This is a genomic window from Xanthomonas sp. DAR 80977, from assembly GCF_041240605.1.
Lineage (GTDB): Bacteria > Pseudomonadota > Gammaproteobacteria > Xanthomonadales > Xanthomonadaceae > Xanthomonas_A > Xanthomonas_A bundabergensis.
On sequence record NZ_CP162487.1, the window covers coordinates 1,696,860 to 1,717,054 of the forward strand.

At 70.1% G+C, this 20,195-nt stretch carries 21 protein-coding genes; 2 read left to right on the forward strand and 19 right to left on the reverse strand.

The window, feature by feature from the left end:
- Positions 1-77: 77 nt before the first annotated feature.
- On the reverse strand, positions 78-905 hold the full coding sequence (locus tag AB3X10_RS07100) for an AraC family transcriptional regulator (RefSeq protein ID WP_369980267.1): 828 nt from the start codon (positions 903-905) through the stop codon (positions 78-80).
- A 382-nt stretch (positions 906-1,287) separates the two neighbouring features.
- Here AB3X10_RS07100 and AB3X10_RS07105 point away from each other — a divergent pair, with 382 nt between their 5' ends.
- Entirely contained in the window at positions 1,288-2,013 is a 726-nt protein-coding gene (locus AB3X10_RS07105; RefSeq protein WP_369980269.1) for a siderophore-interacting protein, read from the forward strand.
- Positions 2,014-2,176: 163 nt separating this feature from the next.
- Here the strand turns inward: AB3X10_RS07105 and AB3X10_RS07110 are convergent, their stop codons facing one another.
- A complete protein-coding gene (locus AB3X10_RS07110) occupies positions 2,177-2,659 on the reverse strand; it encodes a hypothetical protein (RefSeq protein WP_369980271.1) in 483 nt (160 codons plus the stop codon).
- Between the two features lie 668 nt (positions 2,660-3,327).
- Between AB3X10_RS07110 and AB3X10_RS07115 the strand changes: the two genes are divergently transcribed.
- Complete coding sequence (locus tag AB3X10_RS07115) at positions 3,328-4,722, forward strand: amino acid permease (protein ID WP_369980272.1); 1,395 nt, start codon at positions 3,328-3,330, stop codon at positions 4,720-4,722.
- Positions 4,723-4,888: 166 nt separating this feature from the next.
- Here AB3X10_RS07115 and AB3X10_RS07120 read toward each other — a convergent pair whose 3' ends face one another.
- The 17 genes from AB3X10_RS07120 to AB3X10_RS07200 form a co-directional block, all read right to left on the reverse strand.
- Positions 4,889-6,151 (reverse strand): arsenic transporter, encoded by a 1,263-nt coding sequence (locus tag AB3X10_RS07120; RefSeq protein WP_369980274.1) that lies wholly within the window; start codon positions 6,149-6,151, stop codon positions 4,889-4,891.
- Positions 6,152-6,882: 731 nt separating this feature from the next.
- Entirely contained in the window at positions 6,883-7,329 is a 447-nt protein-coding gene (locus AB3X10_RS07125) for a hypothetical protein (protein WP_369980276.1), read from the reverse strand.
- A 134-nt stretch (positions 7,330-7,463) separates the two neighbouring features.
- Complete coding sequence (locus tag AB3X10_RS07130; RefSeq protein ID WP_369980278.1) at positions 7,464-8,147, reverse strand: tetratricopeptide repeat protein; 684 nt, start codon at positions 8,145-8,147, stop codon at positions 7,464-7,466.
- A 143-nt stretch (positions 8,148-8,290) separates the two neighbouring features.
- Complete coding sequence (locus AB3X10_RS07135; RefSeq protein ID WP_369980280.1) at positions 8,291-9,112, reverse strand: prolyl oligopeptidase family serine peptidase; 822 nt, start codon at positions 9,110-9,112, stop codon at positions 8,291-8,293.
- A gap of 227 nt (positions 9,113-9,339) precedes the next feature.
- On the reverse strand, positions 9,340-10,698 hold the full coding sequence (gene mgtE / locus AB3X10_RS07140; protein ID WP_145701911.1) for a magnesium transporter: 1,359 nt from the start codon (positions 10,696-10,698) through the stop codon (positions 9,340-9,342).
- A 358-nt stretch (positions 10,699-11,056) separates the two neighbouring features.
- The gene (gene ptsP, locus AB3X10_RS07145) at positions 11,057-12,763 is read right to left on the reverse strand and encodes a phosphoenolpyruvate--protein phosphotransferase (RefSeq protein ID WP_369980282.1); all 1,707 of its coding nucleotides are present in this window, start codon (positions 12,761-12,763) and stop codon (positions 11,057-11,059) included.
- Between the two features lie 58 nt (positions 12,764-12,821).
- Positions 12,822-13,091: an HPr family phosphocarrier protein gene (locus tag AB3X10_RS07150; RefSeq protein ID WP_145701907.1), complete on the reverse strand. Its 270-nt coding sequence runs from the start codon at positions 13,089-13,091 to the stop codon at positions 12,822-12,824.
- On the reverse strand, positions 13,084-13,476 hold the full coding sequence (locus AB3X10_RS07155; RefSeq protein ID WP_369980284.1) for a PTS sugar transporter subunit IIA: 393 nt from the start codon (positions 13,474-13,476) through the stop codon (positions 13,084-13,086). The genes AB3X10_RS07150 and AB3X10_RS07155 overlap by 8 nt, the downstream gene beginning before the upstream one ends.
- A 166-nt stretch (positions 13,477-13,642) precedes the next feature.
- Complete coding sequence (gene rapZ / locus AB3X10_RS07160) at positions 13,643-14,521, reverse strand: RNase adapter RapZ (protein ID WP_369980286.1); 879 nt, start codon at positions 14,519-14,521, stop codon at positions 13,643-13,645.
- On the reverse strand, positions 14,518-15,468 hold the full coding sequence (hprK, locus tag AB3X10_RS07165; protein WP_145703465.1) for an HPr(Ser) kinase/phosphatase: 951 nt from the start codon (positions 15,466-15,468) through the stop codon (positions 14,518-14,520). The genes rapZ and hprK overlap by 4 nt, the downstream gene beginning before the upstream one ends.
- Positions 15,465-15,920, reverse strand: coding sequence for a PTS sugar transporter subunit IIA (locus AB3X10_RS07170; protein ID WP_263112842.1), 456 nt, complete (start codon positions 15,918-15,920; stop codon positions 15,465-15,467). Before AB3X10_RS07170 ends, hprK begins: the two co-directional genes overlap by 4 nt.
- A 22-nt stretch (positions 15,921-15,942) precedes the next feature.
- Complete coding sequence (hpf, locus tag AB3X10_RS07175) at positions 15,943-16,260, reverse strand: ribosome hibernation-promoting factor, HPF/YfiA family (RefSeq protein ID WP_003478125.1); 318 nt, start codon at positions 16,258-16,260, stop codon at positions 15,943-15,945.
- Between the two features lie 55 nt (positions 16,261-16,315).
- The gene (locus tag AB3X10_RS07180) at positions 16,316-17,764 is read right to left on the reverse strand and encodes an RNA polymerase factor sigma-54 (RefSeq protein WP_369980289.1); all 1,449 of its coding nucleotides are present in this window, start codon (positions 17,762-17,764) and stop codon (positions 16,316-16,318) included.
- 43 nt (positions 17,765-17,807) lie between these two features.
- Positions 17,808-18,527 carry an LPS export ABC transporter ATP-binding protein gene (gene lptB, locus AB3X10_RS07185; protein ID WP_145701897.1) on the reverse strand — a complete coding sequence of 240 codons (720 nt, stop codon included), beginning with the start codon at positions 18,525-18,527 and terminating at the stop codon, positions 17,808-17,810.
- Positions 18,527-19,105, reverse strand: a complete 579-nt coding sequence (gene lptA, locus AB3X10_RS07190; protein WP_369980291.1) for a lipopolysaccharide transport periplasmic protein LptA — start codon at positions 19,103-19,105, stop codon at positions 18,527-18,529. The genes lptB and lptA overlap by 1 nt, the downstream gene beginning before the upstream one ends.
- A complete protein-coding gene (gene lptC / locus AB3X10_RS07195; protein ID WP_369980293.1) occupies positions 19,083-19,649 on the reverse strand; it encodes an LPS export ABC transporter periplasmic protein LptC in 567 nt (188 codons plus the stop codon). The genes lptA and lptC overlap by 23 nt, the downstream gene beginning before the upstream one ends.
- Positions 19,646-20,194 carry a KdsC family phosphatase gene (locus AB3X10_RS07200; RefSeq protein WP_369980295.1) on the reverse strand — a complete coding sequence of 183 codons (549 nt, stop codon included), beginning with the start codon at positions 20,192-20,194 and terminating at the stop codon, positions 19,646-19,648. The genes lptC and AB3X10_RS07200 overlap by 4 nt, the downstream gene beginning before the upstream one ends.
- Position 20,195 lies beyond the last annotated feature (1 nt).

The window sequence follows — 20,195 nt, forward strand, 5'->3', positions numbered from 1 at the left end:
CCAGCGCACCGCCTTCGCACCGCCGCGCCTGTGCCCGCAACCAACGCCGGCGCCGCGAAGGCGTGACGACGCGCCGCTCAGGCTTGCGCGAAGCGCCGCTCCTGCATGTAGCGTCCCGGCGAGGTCCCCAGCGATTTGCGGAACATGGTGACGAAGCTGCTGGCGCTTTCGTAGCCGAGCCTGTCCGCCACCTGTTGCACCGGAGAGCCGCTGTCCAGCCACTTCAGCGCAAGCATGAGGTGAATCTGCTGGCGCCAGCGCCCGAAGCTCATCCCGGTTTCGCTGGTCAGAAGCCGCGCCATGGTCCGTTCACTGAGGCCCACGCGCCTGGCCCAGGTCTGCACAGTGCCGCGGTCTGCGGGTGCCTGCATGATCATCCGGGCCAATGTGCGCAGCCTGGTGTCCTGCGGCATGGGCAGGTGCAGGTTGCCCGTCGGCATGGCGGCGATTTCATCCAGCAGCAGCGTCGCCAGATGCGATTCCATCCCGCCCTCCGGATACAGCAGTGGAAAGCCGGCGGAGCGGATCAGCAGTTCGCGCAGCAACGGCGTGATCGCGATTGCGCAGCAGCGCTGCGGCAGAGTGGCGGCGAGGCTGCCATCGACGAAGACGATGTAGCCTTCGATCGTCCCCGCAGCGGTGACGTTGTGCAGGACATCGCCAGGCACCCAGAGCGCGCTTTGCGGCGGCACCATCCACAGCCCGCTTTCCAGCTCGCAGCTGAGCGTCCCGCGCAGCAACAGCATCAGCTGGCTCTTGCGGTGACGGTGAAAATCCATTTCCACGCGACCGAGGTCGTCGCTCAGGAAACCAAACGTCACGATGGGGCGCGGCACATCGTCGGGCTCGACCCAGCCGGTGTCGCCTCGATCCGCCGCAGCCGATAGATCGTTCAGGATAGGCATGCAACCCCGTCGCCGTCCGGCAGGCTTGGCAGGAAATCGAAACATCTTGGCCTTGTTGCGCAATGCCATCAAGCGCAGGGCGCTCTATCCTGCGCCACGACAGGAGCCAGATCGCCATCCCTGCCAGCAGCAGGTCGCGGCATGAGTCCAGCGAACGCAGGACTCGGCGCCAGGACCGCGCAGCGGCCGTTCGCGAAGGCGCAGCAAACAGGATGGAACCGCCGACGATCGGTTTGCCGACGTCGAGGCGCCTGGCCCGTTGCCAGCCGGACATGCCGCCGCTGCGTGTCGCGAGGTTCATGGCGTCTGTCGGCGCCATGTGGAAATTTCCCGGATGCCGCGGCCGCAGATGGCCGCCTCCCCTATGCAAGGTGCCGACCCGATGAACAAGCCGGACACGAAGCCCGGACGATTGACGCAGACCCTGATCCGCATGTTCGTGAAGCACGCGCGGGTGACCCAGGTCGAGACCGTCGCCGCAGGCTTCAGATCGATCGCACTGGAAAGCGCGGCGTTCAAAGGCGTGGTCTGGACGCCGGGACAGAAGCTGCAGGTTCTGATGGGGTCGGCGTTCGTCGCGCGGACCTTCACCCCCATGGAATGGGATCCGGTGGCAGGCCGAACGCGCTTCCTGGGGTACGCGCATGGCACCGGACCCGCGAGCAACTGGCTGCGCAACCTGAGCCCGGAGGACGAGTGCGATGTGTTTGGGCCACGGGCGTCGCTCGACCTCGGCCAGGCTGCCGGCAAGCGTGTGCTGCTCGGCGACGAGACGTCGATCGGACTGTTTGGCGCGCTCGCCCGCCACGCGCCGGGCGAACCTGCGCACTGCTTGCTCGAAGTGGATTCCGTCGCCACGGCGACGTCTGTGCTGGCGCACTTCGGCCTCACGCGGGTCGCGCTGTTCGAGCGGGCGGAGAACGACGCGCATCTGCAGGAAATGGAACAGCGGCTGCCGCCGCTCGTCGCCGACGGCGCGACCTTCGTGCTGACCGGCAAGGCGTCTTCCATCCAGCGCCTGCGTCACGCGCTGCGGGCACAGGGCGTGCCTGCCTCCAGGCTGATGACCCGGGCCTACTGGGCGCCGGGCAAGACCGGCTTGGATTGATCGCAAGCGCCGGAGTATCCGCCGCTTCTGCCGGCATCTGCGCCTGTGCGTGGGAGCGATGCCCGCCGTGCGGTGCACCGGCGGCGGGCATCGCCCTGGCGGTCGAGCAGAAGCCGCCCATTCGGGCGGCTTCGGCCAAGCAGGAACAGCGCTCGCTATCGGCTCATTTCGGTGCCGCCGGCGACTTGGTGCGCGGGATCACGTACGAGGTGATGTATTCGCCGTTGGAGCCGTAGACCACGACGATGGTGTTGTTGGCGTCCTGGTAGACCACCGTGGCGCTGCACGGGCAGCTCGCGGCGGCGGTGACCATGCCGAGCGGGCGGTCCTTCTCGTCGTTGACGGCGATCAGCTGCTCTTCGGCGGCCGAGCCGATCGGCAGGCGCGATTCGGCGCCCGGGGTGACCGCGATCACCGTGATCACCTCGTCCTGCAACGAGTTGATCTGCGCGAAGCTCAGGCCGGACTTCTCGAACGTGTAGACCTTGAACAGCGGCGACAGGCTGACGTTCTTCTTGCCTGCCGGGACGCGGTCGCCCAGGCCCTGGATCGCGTCGTTGGGGAGCAGCTTCTGCCCGGCGGCCTGCGTCTGCGCCGCCGTGAATGCGACCGCCAGGACGGCCAGGGTCAACAGGGGTTTGATCATGGTGTCTCTCCTTGTCTTGATGCAGCGGACCGTTGCGCATGGGCCGGGCGGCAGCCGTGGTCCTTTCCGGCCAGGCCGCTCGGTGCAGGCCGTCTCCTGGCCTGCCATCACGCGTGCGGGCAGGCCGTACCTGGCGACCGGCGCAGCGCCTTGCACGGCGGTGCGAGAGTCGATCGAGGCAGGCTTCCAACCCGACGCTTTGTTCAGTATTTCTGACGTTAGTATCGCTGTCAATAGCTGGAATCAACGACATGCAGCGCGCCGGGGTGGAATGCGCAGGTCTTGTATATCCGTACTTGCGGTGCCGCCCGGGGCCTCGGCAGGTGCCGTCCGGCTTGCGCGTGTGCGGGGCGGGGCAGCGAAGGGCAGGGCAGCGGCGCAGGGCAGGGCGGCAGCGGGGCATGCGGCCGCATCCGGGCGACGCGGCGCGCTTCGAACGCGCGTGGCGGCGGCCTCGCGGTTCGGACGTGGCGGTCGCAGCCACCGGCGCGGCGCTGCCACGCGCGCACTGCCGATGTCGCGATGCGCCGCAGCCGGTCGGCTGGAGCGCCGGTTGCCCGCCGGCCAGACCCGGCACGCCCTGCGGAGGATCCGAAGGCGTGCGCAGGCGAGCACGGCGCCATCGCGACGCGGTATCGTGTCGGGATTCCTGCCAATCGACGAACCCGATGCCGCATCCGTCCATGCCTCCCGGTCCCGCCGCCCCGTCCGCCGCGCCTGCCTTGCGCCATGCGCTGAAGCCGCGGCAACTGATCATGATGGGACTGGGCAGCGCGATCGGCGCCGGCCTGTTCCTGGGTTCCGGCGTCGGCGTGCATGCGGCCGGGCCGGCGGTGCTGATCTCCTACCTGGTCGCCGGCGCGCTGGTGATCATCGTGATGAACGCGCTGGGCGAGATGGCGGCGGCCAAGCCGGCCAGCGGCGCGTTCTCGGTGTATGCCGCCGATGCGATGGGCGCCACCGCCGGGGCGACGGTGGGCTGGCTGTGGTGGCTGCAACTGGTGATCGTGATCGCCGCCGAGGCGGTGGGCGCGGCCGGGCTGCTGGCCACGGTGTGGCCGGCGTTGCCGGTGCCGCTGGTCGCGGTGGTGTTCATGGCCGCGTTCACCGCGATCAATCTGCTGGGCGTGCGCAATTTCGGCGAGTTCGAATTCTGGTTCGCGATCCTCAAGGTGGTGGCGATCGTCGCCTTCATCCTGATCGGCGTGGCGCTGCTGGCCGGCTGGCTGCCGAACGTGGCCTCGCCGGGCTGGTCCAACGTCACCGGCAACGGCGGTTTCGCGCCCAAGGGGCTGGCCGGCATCGGCGCGGCGCTGCTGGTGGTGGTGTTCGCCTTCGGCGGCACCGAGATCGTGGCGGTGGCGGCGGCCGAGACCGCCGACCCGGAGCGCAGCATCGCGCGCGCGATCCGCACCGTGGCCTGGCGCATCCTGGTGTTCTACATCGGCTCGCTGAGCGTGATCATCGCGGTGGTGCCGTGGCAGAGCGAGGCGCTGAGTTCGCCGTTCGCCGCGGTGCTGCAGGCGGCCAGGATCCCGGGCGCGGCCACCGGCATCACCCTGATCGCGGTGATCGCGCTGCTGTCGGCGCTCAACGCCAATCTGTACGGCGCCTCGCGGATGATCTTTTCGCTGGCGCAGCGCGGCGAGGCGCCGCGCGCACTGGCCTTCACCAGCGGCCAGCAGGTGCCGCTGCTGGCGGTGCTGGCGAGCGTGCTGTTCGGCTTCGCCGCCGCGGTGCTGGAGCTGCTGTATCCGAACCGGGTGCTGCCGGTGCTGCTGAACATCGTCGGCGCGACCTGCCTGCTGGTGTGGACGATCTCGCTGCTGTCGCAACTGATCCTGCGCGCGCGCGCCGATCGCGCCGGCACCCGCCTGCCGTTCCGCATGCGTGGCTATCCGGTGCTGACCGTGCTGGCGCTGGCGATCCTGGCGCTGATCTTCGGCCTGCTGGTGGCCTCGGCCGACACCCGCGCGCAGTTCCTGTCGATGGCCGCGCTGACCGCGGCGATCGCGCTGCTCAGCGGCCTGGCGCGGCGGCTGCGCGCGGGGCGCGCAGGGTAGGGCGCCGCGCTTCCTGTAGGAGCGGCTTCAGCCGCGACCCGATGCCGGGCACTGCGATGAGGCCGTGGAGAGCGCTGTGTCTGTTGCGATGGACGGAAAGCGCCGTGCTCGCGTTCGTCGCGGCTGAAGCCGCTCCTACAGAAACGCGGCGATAAAGCGGCGATGCTCAGCCCAGCAGCAGCCGCGCGCCCAGCGCGCACAGCAGGGCCGGCGGCATCACCAGCGCGCCGACCTTCAGGAAGCGCCAGAAGCCCACGTCCTCGCCTTCGCGGCGGATCGCGGTCAGCCACAGGATGGTGGCCAGCGAGCCGGTGATCGACAGGTTCGGCCCCAGGTCCACCCCGATCAGCAGGGCGTCGACCACCAGTTGCGGCGGATGCGCCTGGGCGATGGTGGTGCTGGCGATCAGGCCGGCCGGCAGGTTGTTCATCAGGTTGGACGCGAACGCCAGCAACGCGCCTGCGGTACCGGCGGTGGCCACCGGCGACTGCGCGGCGGCGCCGGCCAGTTCCTGCGCGAGCCAGGCGATGACCCCGGTGCGCGACAGGGCCTCGACCAGCACGAACAGTCCGGCCACCAGCGGCAGCACCGCCCACGACACCGCCCGCGCCAGCGGCAGCGGCGATTGCCGTCCGCCCAGGCATACCGCGGCCAGCGTGGCCAGGCCGGCCAGGCAGGTCGGCAGGCCCAGGTCGCGGCCCAGCGCGGAGACGCCGACCAGCAGCGCCGCTGTGGCCAGGATGCCGGCCAGCGCGAACGCGCCGCCGCGGCTGAGCGGCACCGTGTCCACGCGCTCGGCGCAGCGCCCGGTCAGGTCCTTGCGCTCGGCCCAATACAGCATGCCGAAGGTGACGGCGATCGCCAGCAGCGAGGGCAGCGCGAAGGCGGCCATCCACGCGCCCAGCGTCGGCATGGTGCCGCCGTACAGCACCAGGTTGGCGGGATTGGAGATCGGCAGCACGAAGCTGGCGGCGTTGGCGATCAGCGCGCAGGCGAACAGCATCGGCAGCGGCCTGGCCCCGGCCTTGCGCGCCGCCGCGTACACCGCCGGGGTCAGCACCACCGCGGTGGCGTCGTTGGACAGGAACGCGGTGACCACGATGCCGACCCCGAACACCAGCGCGAACAGCCGCCGCGGCGAGCCCTTGGCCAGGTTCACCGCATGCATCGCCACCCAGTCGAACAGGCCTTCGGCGCGCGCGGTTTCCGACAGCAGCATCATCCCGATCAGGAACAGGTAGACGTCGTAGCCCTTCAGTACCGCATGCCAGGCCTCGACGCCGGGCATCAGCCCGAGCAGCATCAGCAGCAGCGCGCCGCCCACCGCCCACAGCGCCTCGGGCAGCTTGAACGGCCGCGCGATCACCCCGGCGGTGGCCAGTGCGCAGATGCTCCAGGTGGCGAGATTCGCCGCGTGTCCGCTCAGCATGCGCATGCCGCCGCGGCGGCGGGGCAGGGTGCGTGCACGCCGCGCCGCTGGCGGTTGATCGGTGCGGTGCTGCGGTCCGCGGCGTAGGCGTGGGGAAGGACGGACATGGCGGCGATCGGCACGCGTATCGGCGGGGAAGAACGGGCCGGCAAGGATAGCAAGCCGCTCGCCGCCGGCTGCGACTCGGGCGCAGCGCGCCGCGCCTGCGCGCGCTCGCGTTCAGCGGCGGTGCGGGCCCGGAACTAGGAAGAAGCGGGCACCGCTGTCATGGATGCGCTGCAAGTGGACGTCGCCCCAACGATCGCCACCGCCGCGCTTTCACCAATCCCCAATCCCGAATCCCCAATCCCCGCAACTAAGGCACATGCCTGCCGATCCAGCGCTACATGGCCTGCGCGCGGTCGCGTTCAGCGGCGGTGCGGGCCCGGAACTAGGAAGAAGTGGGCACCGCTGTCATGGATGCGCTGCGAGTGGACGTCGCCCCGACGATCGCCACCGCCGCGCTTTCACCAATCCCCAATCCCGAATCCCCAATCCCCGCAACTAAGGCACATGCCTGTCGATCCAGCGCTGCATGGCCTGCGCGCGCTGGCGTTCAGCGGCGGTGCGGGCCCGGAACTAGGAAGAAGTGGGCACCGCTGTCATGGATGCGCTGCAAGTGGACGTCGCCCCAACGATCGCCACCGCCGAGCTTTCACCAATCCCCAATCCCCAATCCCGAATCCCCGCAACTAAAGCACATGCCTGTCGATCCAGCGCTGCAGAAACTCGCTCAGGCCCAGCCTGGCCGGCGGCGCCAGCGCGGCGCTGCGCGCGAAGCCGGCCGCGGCCTGCGCGAAGTCCTGTTTCGCGCGCCGCAGCGCCTGTTGCGCCGCCGCCTGCCGCTGGCGCAATTGCACCAGGTGCAGCGACGGCCGCCCCGGCGGCGCGAACTTCTGGTCGCGGCGCAGGGCATCGGCCGACAGCCTGGTCGCGTGCGTCGCCTGCAGCAGCGCCTGCCTGGCCTCCAGCAGCTGCAGCAGCCAGCGTCCGCTGTCGCTCAGGTGCCAGCAGGGGTCGCCCTCGGCTCCGGGCAGCAGCAGCGGCGTCGCAGCGCCGGCCAGCGCCGCGACGCCCGGATCGCGGGCGCGTAGCCGGGCGAGAAACTCGGCCTGGGGAAAGGGCGGGGCGGTGCTCATGTTCGGCCGGTGCGCGAAATCGCGGACTGTACGCGGTTTGGCACGCCGCTGCGCCAAGGCGCGTAGCGGGGCAGGGCGTGCACGGCAGCCGCGACTGCGCTGGCGCCGGTCCGCGGTCGCCCAGCGCGGCGTTGTCAGTGCGCGCTGCGCGTTGCCGCTTCCAGGTCGTCGAGGTACTTCAGTTCGTGCAGCGCGGTGGCATTGCCGGGTTCCAGCTCGAGCGACCGCTGCAGGGCGGCGCGCGCGCCGGCCTTGTCCGGCGTGTCGATCAGCACCGAGCCCAGGCCGCGCAGCGCCAGGGCGCGGCCCGGCCGCGCGAACGGATAGGTCTCGGCCAACGCCAGCGCCTGGCGGTAGGTGGACAGCGCCTCGTCGATCCGGCCCATGTTGCGCAGCACGTAGCCGCGCTCGGTATAGGCCGGCAGCAGATACGGCCCGAGCGCGACCGCCTGGTCCAGCCAGTCCAGCGCCTGCGGCCATTGCTGGTGCGCGGCGGCGGCATAGCCGCGGATCTGCAGCGCCGTGGCGCAACTGATGTCGATCCATTCGGTCGGTTGGCCGTCGCCGTGCGCGGCCAGGTAGTCCTCGTACTCGCGCACATCGGCGACGCTGACCGCGCGCAGCCCGGGGCGCTGCTGGGCACGGCAATAGCCGACGACCCGATCCAGCAGGGCGATGTCCGCCGCGTCCAGCCGATCCATCCGCTTCTGCAGGGCGAGCAGCTCCTTGCGGTACTCGACGCCGGGACGCGCGGCGGCCGTGCCGTCCAGATAGGTCGTCACCTGCGCCGCGGCGCCGTAGCTGGCGCAGGCGAACAATGCCCAGACGGCGACGCGAAGTGTCCGATGGTGCCGCATGCGCCCCCCGCGCGACCTTGCTGCGGCGGATCATGGCCCCGACCCGCACCGGTCTGTCAAGCGCGCGATCCGGCGCGCGCGGGCCTGTTGCCGCCGAAGCACGCTCAGTCGTTGCTGGCCGCCGTCTCGGCGGTGGCGTCGTCGCGCTTCTGCGCGAACAGCCATTGCCACATCTTCGGATCGCGGTAGGTGGCGTCCCAGGCGTTGTGGTTGCCTTCCGGGTACTCGGTGTACTGCACGTCGGCATCCAGGTTCTTGAAGGCGCGGTAGATCTTGCGGTCGTCGTGCGGCAGCACCACGTCGTCCTCGGCGCCGTGGAAGATCCACACCGGGATCTGCTGCAGGCGCTCGGCCAGCGCGGTGTAGGGGTCGGACAGTTCCGCCACCGGGGTGACCACCAGGTATTCGCGGTCCTCGTGCGGGGACAGGATCGCGCCGCAGACCGGCACCAGCGCGGCGAAGCGCTGCGGCTGCTGCAGGGCGATTTCCCAGGTGCCGTAGCCGCCCATCGACATGCCGGTCAGGTAGGTGCGCTGCGGATCGCCGTTGAATTCCGCGCTGGCCGCGTCCAGCGCCTGCAGCGCCATGGTCGCGTTGACCCCGTTCCATTCCTCATCGTCCGGCACCTGCGGCATCACCACCAATGCGGGGAAGTCGCCCAGGTGGCGGCGCAGGTACGGGCCCACGCCGGCATCGGCCTGCTGCTTGCCGTCGCTGCCGCGCTCGCCGGAACCGTGCAGGAACAGCACCACCGGCACCGCGCCCTGGCGCTGCGACGGCGCCGGCACGAACACCTGGTAACGGTACAGGCGCCCGTCCACGGTGAGCTGGCGGGACACGAAGTGGCCGGTGGCCGGGTCGCTGGGCAGGCTGCTGCAACCGACCATCGACAGGCACAGCAGGATCAGCAACGAACGCATGGACATGGGCGGCCCTCGGCGGTGGGAGCCTCCAGTATCGGCGTCCCGGCGCTCCGGCGACAGAGCGCCGTGCCGCCAGGGCCTGGGGCCGGACATGCGCCAGTCAGGCGCAGGCCGCGTGCGGTCCGGCGGGGCGGCGCCGGCCCGGCAAGCGCCTGCGGGAAAGCCGACACATGTGCGCGCGCGTGCGCCGCCGCCTGATTGGCCATGTGCTGGAGGCTATGCGCTTCGGCCTACAGCAGCACCAGCGTGGCCAGGCCGAGGAAGCTGAGGAAGCCCATCACGTCGGTCAGGGTGGTCAGGATCACGCCGCCGGCCAGCGCCGGATCGAAGCCCAGGCGCTTGAGCGTCAGCGGCACCAGCACGCCGCCGAGCGCGGCGGTGAGCAGGTTGATGGTCAGCGCCGAGCCGATCACCAGCGACAGCAGCGGCTGCTTGAACCACGCCAGCACGATCAGGCCCAGGCCGATGCCCAGCGCCAGGCCGTTGATCAGCGCCACCGCCAGTTCCTTGCGCAGCAGCACGGTGAAGTTGGAGGCGCCGATCTGGCCCAGCGCCAGGCCGCGCACCATCAGCGCCAGCACCTGGGTGCCGGCGTTGCCGCCCATGCCGGCCACGATCGGCATCAGCGCGGCCAGCGCCACCAGCTTGGAGATGGTGCCCTCGAACTGGCTGACCACGCTGGAGGCGATGAACGCGGTACCCAGGTTGATGGTCAGCCACAGCAGGCGGCGCCGGAACGCGCGCCGCACCGGGCTGAACATGTCCTCGTCCTCGTCCAGGCCGGCGGCGCTGAACGCCTGGTGCTCGGCCTGGTCGCGGATGATGTCGACCACGTCGTCGATGGTGATGCGGCCGAGCAGGATGTTGTTGTCGTCCACCACCGGCGCGGAGATCCAGTCGTGGTCGGAGAACTGCCGGGCGACCTCGTCGGCGCCTTCGCCCACGTCGATGGCCGGCTGCTCGTCGTCGATCAGCCGGTTGATCGGGGTGGAATCCTCGTGGGTGACCAGCGCGGCCAGCGACACCCGGCCCAGGTACTGGTGGCGGCGGCTGACCACGAACAGGTGGTCGGTGTGGTCGGGCAGTTCGCCGCGCAGGCGCAGGTAGCGCAGCACCACGTCGACGTTGACGTCGGCGCGCACGGTGACCACGTCCGGGTTCATCAGGCGCCCGGCGCTGTCCTCGGGATAGGACAGCACCTGTTCCAGGCGCTCGCGGTTCTCGCGGTCCATCGACTTGAGCACTTCGTCGATGACCGTGTCGGGCAGATCCTCGACCAGGTTGGCCAGGTCGTCGATGTCGAGGTCTTCGACCGCGGCGATGATCTCGTCCGGGTCCATGTCCGCGAGCAGGCTTTCGCGCACTTCCTCGCCGACGTGCAGCAGCACCTCGCCGTCGTCTTCCGGATCGACCAGGCCCCACACCACCACGCGCTTGCCGGGCGGCAGCGACTCCAGCAGGTTGCCGATCTCGGCCGGCGCCAGCGTATTGACCAGCCGGCGCACCGGGCCCAGGCGCCCGCTGTCCAGCGCATCGGACAGCAAACGCAGCTGCCGCGCGGTCTTGTCGTGGCGAACGGCATCGGCCATGCGCTGCTCCTGAAAGTGGAAGGCCGCGCGCCGAAGGCTCGCGGTCGGTCAGATGTTCATCGCAACATTATCGCTTGCATGTTGCGGGAAGCACAGCGGGCGGGGATTGGGGATTGGGGATTGGGGATTGGGGATTTGCAGCGGCGCGGCGCGGTCCGGCGAAATCGTGACCGGCGGGTTGGCGAAAAAAGCGCCATGCCCGAAATCGGCGTCTGTTCCCTGCAGGAGGGGCTCCCATCCCGTGCCCTTGCCGTCAAAGCGTCGGGGAGTCAGGGCAGGGCACCACTGCGCCAGCACCGGCGGCCACACACGCTCTTGTTCTTGCGAATCCCCAATCCCCAATCCCCAATCCCGGCTCTCAAGCCAGCCAGCGCTCGATCCCCTTCCGGTCCCGCGCCTGCAGCAGCTTGGCGCCGCGCAGGCGCAGCGCCTGCAGGTCGGTGTCGCGGATCACCCGGCGCACTTCCAGCATCGTCGCCGGGTGCAGGCTGAACTCGCGCAGGCCCAGCGCCAGCAGGATCGGCGTCAGCGCCGGGTCGCCGGCGATCTCGCCGCACACCGCCACCGGCTTGGCGTGGGCCTGGCCGGTGGCGATCACCTGCGCGATCAGGCGCAGCACCGCCGGGTGCAGCGGCGAATACAGCTCGCCCAGCGCTTCGTTGTTGCGATCGGCGGCGAGCAGGTACTGCACCAGGTCGTTGGTGCCGATCGACAGGAAGTCGATGTCGTCGATGAAGGTGTCCAGCGCGATCGCCGCGGCCGGGACCTCGATCATCGCGCCGATCTGCACCTGCTCGGCGATGGCATGGCCCTCGCGGCGCAGCTGCGCGGCGACGCGCTTGAGGTGCCGGCGCATCGCCATGATCTCCTCGCGCGCGCTGATCATCGGTACCAGCACGCGCACCGGGCCGTAGCCGGAGGCGCGCAGGATCGCGCGCAGCTGCGTGTCCGAGACCTTGGGCCGGGCCAGCGACAGGCGCACGCCGCGCAGGCCCAGTGCCGGGTTCTGCTCGTTGCCGAGGGTCAGGCCGGTGCGGTCGGCCTTGTCCGCGCCCAGGTCCAGGGTGCGGATGGTCACCGGGCGCCCGCTCATGCCGAGCACCGCGTCGCGGTAGGTGCGGAACTGTTCTTCCTCGTCGGGCAGCGCGTCGCGCTGCAGGAACAGGAATTCGGTGCGGTACAGGCCCAGGCCGTCGGCGCCCAGCGCATGCGCGCGGGCCACGTCGTCGCGCGACTCGGCGTTGGCCAGCAGCACGATGTCCACGCCGTCGCGGGTGCGGCTGGGCTTGGAACGCAGCTTGCCGAGGCCGCGCTGCAGCTTGGCCTGGTCGCGCACCCGGGCGCGGTAGTCGCGCAGGTCGTCGGGCGTGGGTTCGACGATCACCGCGCCCTGCACGCCGTCCACGATCAGCACATCGCCGTCGTTGATCTTCTGCAGCGCATCGGCGACGCCGACTACCAGCGGCAGGTGCAGGCTGCGCGCCAGGATCGCGCTGTGCGACAGCGCGCTGCCGGCGCTGGTGACGATGCCGACCACGCCCTGCGCCTGCAGCTGCGCCAGTTCCGACGGCGCCACGTTCTCGCACACCAGGATCTCGCCGGCCAGGCCGGCACTGTCGGGCTGGCGCTTCTGCAGGAAGGCGTGGATGCGCCCGATCACATGGTCCAGGTCGTCCATGCGGCTTTTCAGGTAGGCGTCTTCCATGTCGTCGAACACGGTCGCCAGCCGGTCGCGCTGCAGGCGCAGGGCGTAGTCGGCGCTGTAGCGGCCGGTACGGATCAGTTCGTCCAGGCCGTGCAGCAGTTCCGGGTCGTCGAGCAGCAGCGCGTGCAGGTCCAGGAACTCGCCGACTTCCTTGGCCAGGGCGCCGTGCAGGCGCTGGCGCAGGGCGTGCATTTCCTCGCGCGCGGCATTCACCGCCAGGTGCAGGCGTTCCAGTTCGGCCGGGACCTGCGCGGCGCCGATGCGTTGTTCGGCCACCTCCAGCGCATGCGGCAGGCGCACGCGCGCGCGGCCCAGCGCATTGCCGCGCGAGGCGCCATGGCCGGCGATGCGCAGGCTCACCGCACGCACCCGCGGCGGCGGGGCGGGGTGGTCGCCTGCCACAGCCGGCGCCGCATGCTCAGCTGTCCTCGTCGAAGCGCCGCTCGAACAGGCCGACCACGGCCTCCAGCGCCTGCGCTTCGTCGGCGCCGTCCACGCGCACCGTCACCGGCGTGCCTTGCGCGGCGGCCAGCAGCATCACCCCCATGATGCTCTTGGCGTTGACCTCGCGGCCCTTCGCCGCCAGCGTGGCGTTGCAGCGGAACGAGGACAGCGTCTGCACCAGCTTGGCGGTCGCGCGCGCATGCAGGCCCAGGCGGTTGGATACGATGAGTTCGCGTTCAAGCATCGTCGATCACCACTCCGTTGCGCGAGCCAGCGGCTGCGATGCCGGGCAGCTGGTCCAGCCCCTGTTCGGGGTAGTTCATGATCCGCAGCAGCATCGGCAGGCTCAGCGCGGACACGCGCCGCACCGGCGTGCCCAGGCGTGCGAGTTTCGTCGCCAGGTTGCTCGGGCTGGCGCCGTACAGGTCGGTGACCACCAGCACGCCGTCGCCATCGTCGACCCGCCGCAACGCCGCCGACGCCTGCGGCAGCAGCGCGTCCAGGTCGGCATCGAGCGGCACTTCGAACGCTTCGGTCTTCAGCGGCAGTTGCCGCAACAATCCGGTGGCCACGCGCAACAGCGCCGCGCCCACATCGGGATGAGTAATCAGGAGAATGCCACAGGCCATGGGCGAACGTTAACAGGTCGGGCAGGGCGCAGGGAATGGCTGGAAGGCCGGGATTGGGGATTCGGGAATGGGGATTCGCAAACGCCAGAGCAACGGCCGCAGCCGCTCCCGCTTTTGCCAATCCCGAATCTCCAATCCCCAATCCCCAATCCCCAATCCCGGCCCTTCAGTCCTGCTCCCGATGGAACGTCGCCACCTCCGGCCAGCCCTGCTCGCGGGCGTGGCGGGCCAGGCGTTCGGCCAGGTACACCGAGCGGTGCTTGCCGCCGGTGCAGCCGAAGGCGATGGTGACGTAGCTGCGGGTGTCGTTGCGCAGCCGCGGCAGCCAGGTGTCGAGCAGGTCGACGATCTGCGCGGTGTACCGCTGCACGTCCGGCTGCGCGTCCAGGTAGTCGCGCACGCCGCTGTCGCGGCCGGTCAGCGGGCGCAGCTGCGGATCCCAATGCGGATTGGGCAGCACCCGCGCGTCGAACACGAAGTCGGCTTCGGCCGGCACGCCGCGCTTGTAGGCGAAGGACTCGAACAGCAGCGACAAGGTGTTCTCGTTGGTCAGCGCGAACTCGGTGGTCACCCGTCGGCGCAACTGGTGCACGTTGAGCGCGCTGGTGTCGATCACCGCGTCGGCCTCGCGCCGCAGCGGTTCGGTGAGCGCGCGTTCGCGCTCGATCGCCTCGGGCAACGACAGGCCCAGGTGCGACAGCGGGTGCCGGCGGCGGGTGTCGGCGTAGCGCTTGATCAGCGCCTCGTCGGTGGCGTCGAAGAACAGCAGCCGCGCGTCCAGGCCGAACTGCGCCACCGCCTCGCGCCAGCGCGACAGCTGCGCCAGGTCGCTGTGGCGGCTGCGCACGTCGATGCCCACCGCCAGCTTGCCGGGGCCGACGTCGTCGCGCACCAGGCTCTTGACGAAGGCCGGCAGCAATTCCACCGGCAGGTTGTCGACGCAGTAGTAGTCCAGATCCTCGAAGGTCTTCAGCGCCACCGATTTGCCGGAGCCGGACAGGCCGCTGACGATCACCAGGGTGGAGGTGTTCGCCACCGTGCTCATGGGCTGCGCCGCTCGAGCAGGTTGCTGTGGCGGGCGATGAACATCGCCGCCGGATCGATGCCCTTGGTGCGCAGGATGTGCAGGCGCGTGGCGGCCTCGGTCAGCACCGCCAGGTTGCGCCCGGGCATCACCGGCAGGGTGATCAGCGGCACGTCCAGGTCCAGCACGTGGCGGGTGCCGGAATCGCCGGTCAGGCGCTCGTAGCCATGCGGGGTCGGTTCGGTCATGGGCCGGGTCAGGTGCACGATCAGGCGAAGGTACTTGTTCTTCTTTACAGCGGTGTCGCCGAACATGTCGCGCACGTTGAGCACGCCCAGGCCGCGCACTTCCAGCAGGTCCTGCAGCAGTTCCGGGCAGGTGCCGTCGAGCACGTCGGGCGCGATCTGGGTGAATTCCGGGGCGTCGTCGGCGACCAGGCGATGGCCGCGGCTGAGCAGTTCCAGCGCCAGCTCGCTCTTGCCGGAGCCGGCTTCGCCGGTGATCAGCACGCCGATCGAGTAGATCTCCATGAACACCCCGTGCAGGATCACCCGCGGCGCCAGCGTGCGCGCCAGGTGATAGGAGAGGTGGTTGAGCAGTTCGTGGCCGCGCTTGGGCGACACCCACAGCGGCGTGTCGGATTCGTCGGCGGCCGCGCGCAGGTCTTCCGGGCACGACTGGTTCTTGGTGATCACCAGCGCCAGCGGCCGCACCTGCACGATCTTCTCGATGGTCTCCCAGCGCTGGCGCGAATCCAGCGAATCCAGCCAGGCCAGTTCCTCGGTGCCGAGGATCTGCACCTTGTTCGGGTAGATGGTATTGAGATAGCCGGCCAGCGACGGGCGCCGCGACACCGCGTTGCCGGCTTCCAGCTCGCGGTGCTCGCCCTTCTGCCCGGCCAGCCAGCGCAGGCCGAGCCGGTCGCGTTGCTGGTCGAACAGCTCGCGGGCGGTGATGCTGGTATTCATGCGGCGCTGGCCTGGGGGGCGCCGCCGAGCAGATCGTGCAGCGCGGCGGCGTCGGGGGCGCGTCGCAGCGCGTCGCGGAAGCCCTCGTCGGAGAACTGTTCGGCCAGTTCCGACAACAGCATCAGGTGTTGGTGGGTGTAGTGCGCCGGCACGGCCATCGCGAAGATCAGGTCGACCTGCGCGCCGTGGCCGTCGAAGTCGATCGGCTGGTCCAGCCGCAGCAGGGCGCCGCGCGGGGCGTCGAGGTGCGGGGCGCGGCCGTGCGGGATGGCGATGCCATGGCCGATGGCGGTGCTGCCGAGCTGCTCGCGCTCGCGCAGGCTGGCGAAGAGTTCGTCGAAACCGGCCTGCGGGCAGGCCAGCAGGCCGGCGGCGGTTCGCAGCAGGGTGTCGCGATCGGCGGCCGGCAGCACCTGGGTGCGGACGGCCGCCATCAGATCGGTCAAAGGCATGGCGGGACCAACGTGTGCAGGATCACACGATATTGTCGCGCACCTCGGCGGCGTGGTGGTCCTGTTTCTTTTCCTTGTGCTTGATGATGAGCCGGTCGAGCTTGTCGGCGAGCAGGTCGATCGCCGCGTACATGGTCTGCGCGCTGGCATCGGCATGCAGGGTGCGGCCGGGAACGTTGACGGTGGCCTCGACGTGATGGTCGGGCTTGCGCAGCGCCAGCTGGGCGCGGACCTCGATGGTTTCCTCGTAATGCCGCTTCAGCCGCTGCAGCTTGGTCTCCACGTACTCGCGCAAGGCGGGGGTGACTTCGATCTGCTGGCCGTAGGTCTCGATACGCATCGGATACTCCTTGGTTCGGGATTCACCTATGAACCATTGCCGCCGCCGCCGACGCTCAACCGATACGGACGCGTTCGTGGGAAGCGGAAATGTTCATGGCCTCACGATACTTCGCTACGGTGCGTCGCGCCACCGGCACGCCGGCGCTTTTCAGCAGGTCGGCCAGCTTGGCGTCAGAAAGCGGCTTGCGCGGGTTCTCGGCGTCGATCAGGCGCCGGATCATCGCCTGAATGGCGGTGCTGGAGGCTTCGCCGCCGCTGTCGGTGTCGATGCCGGAGGCGAAGAAGGCGCGCAGCGGGATGGTGCCGCGCGGGGTGCGCACGTATTTGCGGGCGATGGCGCGGGAGATGGTGCTCTCGTGCAGGCCCAGTTCGCCGGCGATCTCGCGCAGGGTCAGCGGGCGCAGCGCCTGTTCGCCGAACTCGAGGAAGCCGGCCTGCTGGCGCAGCAGGCAGCGGGTCACCTTGAGCAGGGTCTCGCCGCGCGCTTCCAGGCTCTTCAGCAGCCAGCGCGCCTCCTGCAGCTGGCCGCGCAGGTAGCCGGCGTCGCTCTCGCCGCATTGGCGGATCATCCGCTCGTAGCCGCGGTGGATGGTGACCTTGGGCCGCGCGTGGCCGGCCAGCGCCGCGTGCCAGACGCCGCGCTGGCGCCAGACCACGCAATCGGGCACCACGTAGGTGTCGGCACTGAGTTCGCCGACCTGCTTGCCCGGGCGCGGGTCCAGCGAGCGCAGCAGGGCGACCGCGGTCTCCACCGCCGAGGCCGGGCGCTTGAGTTCGTGGGCGATGCCGGCGATGCCGCTGCGCGGCAGCTTCTCCAGCGGGCCGTTGGCGATGGTGCGCGCCAGCTCCAGCCCGGGGGTGTCCGCGGGCAGCACGTCCAGCTGCAGGTTCAGGCATTCGCCCAGCGTGCGCGCGGCGATGCCGACCGGGTCGAAGCGCTGGATCTGGTGCAGCACGGTGAGGATTTCCTCCTCGTCGGCGACGATGTCCGGCTGCAGCGTCTCGGCGATCGTGGCCAGCGGTTCGCGCAGGTAGCCATCGTCGTCGAGCGCGTCGATCAGCGCCGCGCCGATGCTGCGGTCGCGCGGCGACAGGTGCGACAGGTGCAGCTGCCACAGCAGGTGGTCGATCAGCGTATCGGGTTCGGCGACGCGCTCGGCGGCGCTGCCCATGTCGTCGTCGTCGTCGAAGGAGCCGCCGCTGCCGCTGCTCCAGGCCGGTTCGGCGTCGGACCAGTCGTCGCCATCGTGTTGCGGGACGTTGTCCAGCGTATCGCCGGCCGGCGGTGCGACCTCGCTGTCGCCCTCGGCGCTGCCGGCGGCGCCGATCTCCAGGGTGGGTGCGGCGTCTTCGGCCCATTCCAGCAGCGGATTGCTCTCCACCGCCTCGGCGATCTCCACTTCCAGCTCGGCGCTGGACATCTGCAACAGCTTGATCGCCTGCCGCAACTGCGGCGTCATGACCAGATGCTGTCCCAGCGATGTCTGCAGCCGTGCTTTCATGCCTGTGCCGGACGGAAGAGGGCGTGGCGCAACGCCCGCGCGGTCACAGCCTGAAGGTTTCCCCGAGGTAGACGCGGCGCACGTCGCTGTTGGCCAGCAGTGCTTCCGGCGCCCCCTGCGCCAACACGCTGCCCTCGTTGAGGATATACGCCCGGTCGCAGATTCCCAAGGTTTCGCGCACGTTGTGGTCGGTGATGAGCACGCCGATGCCGCGCTGCTTGAGGTGGGTGACGATGCGCTGGATCTCGCCGACCGAGATCGGGTCGACGCCGGCGAAGGGTTCGTCGAGCAGCATCAGCCGCGGCTTGGCCGCCAGCGCGCGGGCGATCTCGCAGCGGCGGCGCTCGCCGCCGGACAGGCTGGCGCCGAGCTGCTCGGCGACGTGGCCGATCTGCAGTTCGTCCAGCAGCGAGGACAGTTCGCGCTCGCGCCCGGCGTCGTCCAGGTCCTCGCGCAGTTCCAGCACCAGGCGGATGTTGTCGGCCACGCTGAGCTTGCGGAACACCGACGGCTCCTGCGGCAGGTAGCCGACGCCGAGCTTGGCGCGCTTGTACATCGGCAGCGCGGTGATGTCGTTGCCGTCGAGCACGATGCGCCCGGCGTCGGCCTCGACCAGGCCGACGATCATGTAGAAGCAGGTGGTCTTGCCGGCGCCGTTGGGGCCGAGCAGGCCGACCACTTCGCCCGCGTCCAGGGTCAGGCCGAACTCGCGCACGACCTCGCGCTGCTTGTAGCGCTTGCGCAGGCCTTCGGCGAGCAGCATCACTGGCCCCCTTGCTTGGGGTTGGCCGGCGTGGTCGTGGCCGGCTTGGCCGCCGGCTTGGCGCCGGTGGCCGGGGCGCCGGCCGGCGCCGCGTTCTTCGGCTGGATCACCGTGTGCACGCGGGTGCCGTCGCCGCCGCCCTGCATGTCGCCGGTCTTGGTGTTGTAGACCATGCGCTGGCCGGCGTTGGTGCCCTTGGGCGAGGTCATGCGGTAGTTGCCGGTCAGCACCACCGTGTCGGTGCCGACCTTGTAGTCGATGTTGTCGGCCACAGCGTCCATCGGCGAACCATCGTCCAGTTCCTGCTTCAGCGTGGCTTGCTTGCCGGTCAGCACGACGCGGTCGATGTCGCCGCTCTTGCGGAAGACGTCGGCAGTACTTGCATGGATCTCCAGTGTGCCCTGGACGATGACGACATTCCCCGAGTAACGGATCTTGCCGTCGTCGTCGAGCATATTGCCGCTCTGGTCGTTGGATTCGATCGTCATCGGCTGGTTGCGATCGGTCGACTTGGCCATCGCCACGGCGGGCAGCAGCAGGGCGAGCAGCGCGAGCTTAGCGGGCAGCGTTGGGTTCATAGCGGGTCTTGACCTGTGAAAGGAGCTTGTACTGCCGGGACTTCAAGTCGACCTCGAAGCCGACGCCGGACTGCATCATACCGGGCCGGGTCATGGTGACCGGTTCGGCGGTGCGCGCGGTGCTGGTCTGCGGGAAGACGTCCAGGCTCTGGGTGCGGAAGGTGGTGGGCGGGATGCTGGGCACCTTGGGGCTGTCGCCGGCGACGTCGCCGCGCAGGCGCAGTTCGGTGCCGTCTGCGCTGACCCAGCCGGTCTTGCTGCGCATTTCCCAGTGCTGGCCATTGGCGTCCGGCATCAGGAACAGCGGGGTTTCGATCGCCATGGTCTGGTCGGCGCGGCTGCGTTCCATCTGCGGCGCGCGCAGGGTCATGGACTCCTTGCCTTGCTTGTCCAGCGCGACGATCTGGAAATCGTGCGCGATGTAGTCCGAGCGGGCCTCCTCGTCCGAGGTCGGCGCCGGCTTGCTGCGCTGGTGCCAGGCCGACCAGCCGCTGACCACGGCCGCGACCAGCAGCAGGCCGCCGAGCACGGTACGCCAGTTCATGCGCCATGCTCCTGCAGCAGCGAGGGGACGTGGCCTTGCGCGGCCAGCAGCACGTCGCACAGCTCGCGCGCGGCGCCTTCGCCGCCGCGGGCGCGGGTCAGCCAGTGCACGTGCTCGGCGGTCCACGGATGCGCATTGGCCGGGGCCACCGCCAGGCCGACCACGCGCAGCGGCGCCAGGTCGGGCAGGTCGTCGCCCATGAAGCACACCTGCTCCAGGCTCAGCCCGCGGGCGTCGCACAGCGCCTGCACCCCGGCGCGCTTGTCCTTGACCCCGATCTGCACCAGCAGGCCCAGTTCCTGGCCGCGCTTCTCCGCGGCCAGGCTGGGCCGCGCGGTGATCAGCGCGACCTCGATGCCGTGCCGGCGCAGCTGCACCAGGCCCTGGCCGTCGAGCACGTTGAACGCCTTGCTCTCGTTGCCGTCGCGGTCGTAGTACAGGCGGCCGTCGGTCAGGGTGCCGTCCACGTCGAAGCAGGCCAGGCGGATCTTCGCGGCACGTTCGATCAGGTCGGCGGGGAGGTCGGCCAGCGGGGAATAGGGCATG

Bases quoted from the DNA above. Each gene is read 5' to 3' on its own strand.
- lptB (WP_145701897.1), bottom strand. From the start codon at position 18,527: ATGCTGCTCGCCGAAGGCCTGCGCAAGCGCTACAAGCAGCGCGAGGTC.
- rapZ (WP_369980286.1), bottom strand. From the start codon at position 14,521: ATGAGCACGGTGGCGAACACCTCCACCCTGGTGATCGTCAGCGGCCTG.
- AB3X10_RS07100 (WP_369980267.1), bottom strand. From the start codon at position 905: ATGCCTATCCTGAACGATCTATCGGCTGCGGCGGATCGAGGCGACACC.
- AB3X10_RS07115 (WP_369980272.1), top strand. From the start codon at position 3,328: ATGCCGCATCCGTCCATGCCTCCCGGTCCCGCCGCCCCGTCCGCCGCG.
- AB3X10_RS07125 (WP_369980276.1), bottom strand. From the start codon at position 7,329: ATGAGCACCGCCCCGCCCTTTCCCCAGGCCGAGTTTCTCGCCCGGCTA.
- AB3X10_RS07155 (WP_369980284.1), bottom strand. From the start codon at position 13,476: ATGGCCTGTGGCATTCTCCTGATTACTCATCCCGATGTGGGCGCGGCG.
- AB3X10_RS07150 (WP_145701907.1), bottom strand. From the start codon at position 13,091: ATGCTTGAACGCGAACTCATCGTATCCAACCGCCTGGGCCTGCATGCG.
- AB3X10_RS07120 (WP_369980274.1), bottom strand. From the start codon at position 6,151: ATGCTGAGCGGACACGCGGCGAATCTCGCCACCTGGAGCATCTGCGCA.
- AB3X10_RS07105 (WP_369980269.1), top strand. From the start codon at position 1,288: ATGAACAAGCCGGACACGAAGCCCGGACGATTGACGCAGACCCTGATC.
- hpf (WP_003478125.1), bottom strand. From the start codon at position 16,260: ATGCGTATCGAGACCTACGGCCAGCAGATCGAAGTCACCCCCGCCTTG.
- AB3X10_RS07180 (WP_369980289.1), bottom strand. From the start codon at position 17,764: ATGAAAGCACGGCTGCAGACATCGCTGGGACAGCATCTGGTCATGACG.
- lptC (WP_369980293.1), bottom strand. From the start codon at position 19,649: ATGAACTGGCGTACCGTGCTCGGCGGCCTGCTGCTGGTCGCGGCCGTG.
- AB3X10_RS07135 (WP_369980280.1), bottom strand. From the start codon at position 9,112: ATGTCCATGCGTTCGTTGCTGATCCTGCTGTGCCTGTCGATGGTCGGT.
- AB3X10_RS07110 (WP_369980271.1), bottom strand. From the start codon at position 2,659: ATGATCAAACCCCTGTTGACCCTGGCCGTCCTGGCGGTCGCATTCACG.
- AB3X10_RS07170 (WP_263112842.1), bottom strand. From the start codon at position 15,920: ATGCCTTTGACCGATCTGATGGCGGCCGTCCGCACCCAGGTGCTGCCG.
- AB3X10_RS07200 (WP_369980295.1), bottom strand. From the start codon at position 20,194: ATGCCCTATTCCCCGCTGGCCGACCTCCCCGCCGACCTGATCGAACGT.
- mgtE (WP_145701911.1), bottom strand. From the start codon at position 10,698: ATGGCCGATGCCGTTCGCCACGACAAGACCGCGCGGCAGCTGCGTTTG.
- hprK (WP_145703465.1), bottom strand. From the start codon at position 15,468: ATGAATACCAGCATCACCGCCCGCGAGCTGTTCGACCAGCAACGCGAC.
- lptA (WP_369980291.1), bottom strand. From the start codon at position 19,105: ATGAACCCAACGCTGCCCGCTAAGCTCGCGCTGCTCGCCCTGCTGCTG.